Annotated in this window: 4 protein-coding genes; 3 read left to right on the top strand and 1 reads right to left on the bottom strand. The window is 65.9% G+C overall.

Features of this window, described 5'->3' with window-relative positions:
• Positions 1 to 408: 408 nt before the first annotated feature.
• A complete protein-coding gene (locus U9980_RS20025; RefSeq protein WP_322769318.1) occupies positions 409 to 1,713 on the bottom strand; it encodes a PucR family transcriptional regulator in 1,305 nt (434 codons plus the stop codon).
• 545 nt (positions 1,714 to 2,258) lie between these two features.
• On the opposite strand from U9980_RS20025, the gene U9980_RS20020 reads away from it, so the two are divergent.
• The 3 genes from U9980_RS20020 to U9980_RS20010 form a co-directional block, all read left to right on the top strand.
• Entirely contained in the window at positions 2,259 to 2,720 is a 462-nt protein-coding gene (locus U9980_RS20020) for a nuclear transport factor 2 family protein (protein ID WP_322750311.1), read from the top strand.
• Positions 2,681 to 3,346 (top strand): ABC transporter substrate-binding protein, encoded by a 666-nt coding sequence (locus tag U9980_RS20015; protein ID WP_322769317.1) that lies wholly within the window; start codon positions 2,681 to 2,683, stop codon positions 3,344 to 3,346. Before U9980_RS20020 ends, U9980_RS20015 begins: the two co-directional genes overlap by 40 nt.
• 166 nt (positions 3,347 to 3,512) lie before the next feature.
• Positions 3,513 to 3,851 (top strand): DUF2637 domain-containing protein (locus U9980_RS20010; protein WP_322769321.1); only part of this gene is annotated, 339 nt, incomplete at its 3' end.

Genomic DNA, 3,851 nt, shown 5'->3' with positions numbered 1-3,851 from the left:
TAGTCGAGAGAACATACTCCGGCTCAACGCCGACCTGGGATCGGGCCGACGTGGGACAGGAAGGTGGTGGCAGCGGTGAAGATCGGGCTGATGGCGACGCCGTGGGAGTGGGCCGCGGAGTAGGTGACCTTCGCGCAGCAAGCCGAGGAACGGGGCATCGAGTCGATCTGGGTCGGTGAGCACCCCCACCCACCGTCACCAACCAGCCCACGGCGGTATGGGGGGCGGGGGCCTGTCCGCCCACCTTCCGGACGATTTTCGGATCGGAGCAGTCGGGCGGGGCGGTCCAGTACAACTCGCGCTGACACTGCACGATCTGCCCGTAGGAGTCCGGATCGGAGCGCGCCGAGAGGGCTTCGCCTGTGCCGGCTCTGGGCGGGGTCGAAGACCGTGCGATTCTGACAGCCTTCATCCAGAGCCTCTCATCGGCGGGACCGCGTGGACGCCGCCTTTGATCGGGTCGGGGTGAAGGGCGGAGCGGTTGAGCACGGCAATTGCCGTCATCAGCTCTATGAGGTCCATGGCGCGGCGGGGGTCGAGGCCGGTCAGGTCTTCGACTCTGCGCAGCCGGTGGAGCACGGTGTTGGGGTGCACCAGGAGCTGCGTGCCGGCGGCGTTGACGTTGCGGTTGGTGTGTGCATAGGTGACCACGGTCTCGAGGAGGGATCGGTGGGCGGGATCGTCGCCCTCGATGAGCGATCGGAGGCGATTGCGCGGGCACGCGGCCGGGTCGGCGCGCAGCGCCAGGTACTCCCATAACGGCAGTTGCGGAAGGGCGAGGACCGGACTGTCGGGCGTGGTGCGGCGCGCCGCGTCCACAGCCTGGTCGTAGCCCTGAGGTAGGCGGTCGAGGCCGTCGCAGGTCAGGCTGACGCCGATCCCGAGCGGGAGCCTGTGCTGCCCGGCCAGCCGCCGCATGACGGACACGATGCGGCGGCACAGCTCACGATCGTCCAGCCGACCCAGCGGAAAGAACCCAACGATCTCCTGCTGGCGGGCGACGATGAGCGGTCGGGGAGCGGCGGTCCACTCCGGATCCAGGGCGATGCTCCGGGCCAGGCGATGCAGCGCGATCTGACCGTCGAGCGCCTGCCCCAGCAGCGTCGCAATCATCACCAGACAACAGGCGTCGGTCTCGACCGACCACACCCTTGCCATGAAGTGTGAAGGGGGGGCTTCGCCAGCGAGGAGGCGTTCGAGCACATCGCGGCGCGTGCGGTCGTCGTCGGCCGTCAGTTCCTGCTGCTCGCGGATGTAGACCGTGGCGAGTTCATCGCCCTCAGCGTCGACGTACCCCATGACAACGGACATCAGGGCGGCGAGTGACTCGTTGCCCTCGGGAAGCCGGGCCGCCTCCCGGAGCATCACCTCCCACAGCAGGCGCGACACGAGGCGGTAAGCGCGCAGGACGACGTCCAGGGGAATCCCTTGTTGCAACCGCCGCATGGCCCCCTCTCGGACCCGGTTGTGTGGAGTCGTCGGGAACCGGCCCTCGCGGACAGACCCGAACAGCCAGTGCAGCCGGAGTTCCGTGCGGGTCTGCGTCTCGAGCCGGAGGGCGTCGCCGCCGCGCACGTAGACGGGCAGCTCGCTCAAGATCAGGTCAGACGACCGGATCGCCACCTCGTGGGCACACCTGTCCAGCACCTCGGCGAGGACCAACGGCCCGGCGCCAAGGAAGGGCAGGGACGATGCAGGCTCAGGCCGCGACATGCGAACACCTACCGTAGTGGGTCGAAGCGGACAGCGAAGATCGTCATTCGTCATGAGAAGCTGCCGATACCTGATCAAGTTAGCCCGTCCCGCCACCCAAAAGTGCCCCCATGGGTGTCGGGGCCAACAGCGAACTCTGTGGCCCACACCAGTGTCAAGGCGTGCTTCCGTTCCTAACCTGGCCGCATGAGGACAACAGCGGACGAGGTAGCGCCTCCACCGAGACCTCGTGATCGGTGACACCGGGCCCGGGTGCGTCGGTGCGCCTGCCGCGCGGTCGCGCAGGTGCGCGGGACGGCCAGAATTCCGCCGACCGGATCCCGTCGCTCTGCAGATCCAGCCTGCGGACCGCGACGCGGCGTCGACATCTTCACGTTCCAGTAAACGACGGAGAACGGCCGCTGATGAGCGAGCATCCAACCGTCACACTCATAGGGAGCCTGCTCCTCAGGTAGGACTCCGATGCCGCGGTCGGTCGGTGGGGCACAGACTGACGAAGCTTGTTCGAATCGAAGTAGATTCTCCGAGATTGGGTGTGCGCAGACATGACTACCGACAATGCGAAATTGACAAAAGCCGAGGAGAATCTTGCCGTGGTCAGGGCGATGTTTTCTGGTATCAGTGACAGCACCACGAACTATTCGGGCTACCTCGAAGGTAGCTATAACAGTGCCATCCACCCGGATATCGAATATTATGGCCACGGGCCCCGGGGTGAGATTGAGATCATGATAGGCAAGGAGTCCCATGACAATGTGAACCGGATCTGCCGCCGCTACATGGACGAAGGGGCGTCCGACGACGAGCTCGTCGGGTGCTGGCCGGCGGGCGAGGAGATGGTCGTGACGCACATCAGGCTTCGTCGACGGGCCACGGTCACCGGGGAAGTTGCGTCTTACGACTGTGTAGTGCTCTACCGAGTGGAGGACGGAATGATCACAAAGGGTGTGGACCTGGTTGATAAGAAATGCGAAGAGTTCTGGGCGAGGACGATCTCCGCGTCCTAAATCATTGTCCGGTTAGAACAGTTGCAAGGACGTACGACGGCTCGGGCGGAGACCGCGTAGAGCCGGGCGACCGCGACCGGGATGGCCAGTCGCGGCGGGAGCGAGGTGGTTGGGACCGGCCACCTTCACGGGAGGTAGCACTACGTGCGCAGACCTCCTGCGACGACCAGTTCGACCCGAACAAGGGCGCCGCGTGCGCACAACAGGCGGTGTCCGGGAAGTACTTGTTCGTCACCGCGGATTCCGCCGTCGGTGACCGGTACATGCCGATCTTGGAGAAGGGCAAGATCCCGGTCATCGGCGAGGTGCCGAGCAGCGCGAGCGAACTGAAAAGCCCTGACTCGTTCCCCTTCGCCACCGGCGTGATCCAAATCGCGGGCGGAGGCACCATCTGCGGCAAGCTCGACAAGAAGAAGCCGGCCGTCGCCGTCGTCGACATCGCCGCCGGCCGCAACTCCGCGGGCCTATTCGCGGCGGGCCTCAAGCCCTACAACCTCAGCATCGAGAAGACGGTGCCGATCCCGCCGACCGCCTCCGACGTCACCACGCAGGCGGCGAGCCTGAACTCCGGCGGCATCGACTGCATCGAGATGGTGGTCGCCGCACCCAGTACCAGCAACTGGTGAAGGCCATGGGTAACTGGTCAGGTCTCTTGATCGATTAGTGTTGTCGCAGGACGGGTCGTTCAGGTGGCGTCCGCCGGGGCGGCGGGGTGCTCGCGGTGGTGACCGACCTATATGTTGATCATGTGCCGTCCGGGTCCCAGCCACCGCCGTCGTCGTAGCCGATCCGCTGCTGCCCGACCGGGGTGAGCGCCAGATCCGCTGGGCGACGACCGCAGCCGTGGTCGCCGTCGCCGGGATCGCGGCCGTTGTCAGTTACCGGCACATGCGGGCTGTTGCGCTCCAGTACGGTGAGGATCCGCTGAATTCCACGATCATCCCGGTCTCCGTCGACGGTTTGATCGTGGCCGCGTCCATGAGCATGCTCAGTGCCAGTCGTGCCCGGCGGAAGCCCCCATGGCTGGCCTACACCCTGCTGATCCTCGGGTCGGTGGCGAGCCTGTCCGCGAACGTCATCCATGCCGACCCGCAGCTCACCGCCCGGATCATCGCGGCCTGGCCGTCCGCC

The sequence above is a fragment of the Protofrankia sp. Cr1 genome, from assembly GCF_963555865.1.
Classification (GTDB): domain Bacteria; phylum Actinomycetota; class Actinomycetes; order Frankiales; family Frankiaceae; genus Protofrankia.
The sequence above is the reverse complement of the archived record's forward strand: the minus strand, read 5'-3'. Positions and strand labels throughout refer to the sequence as shown.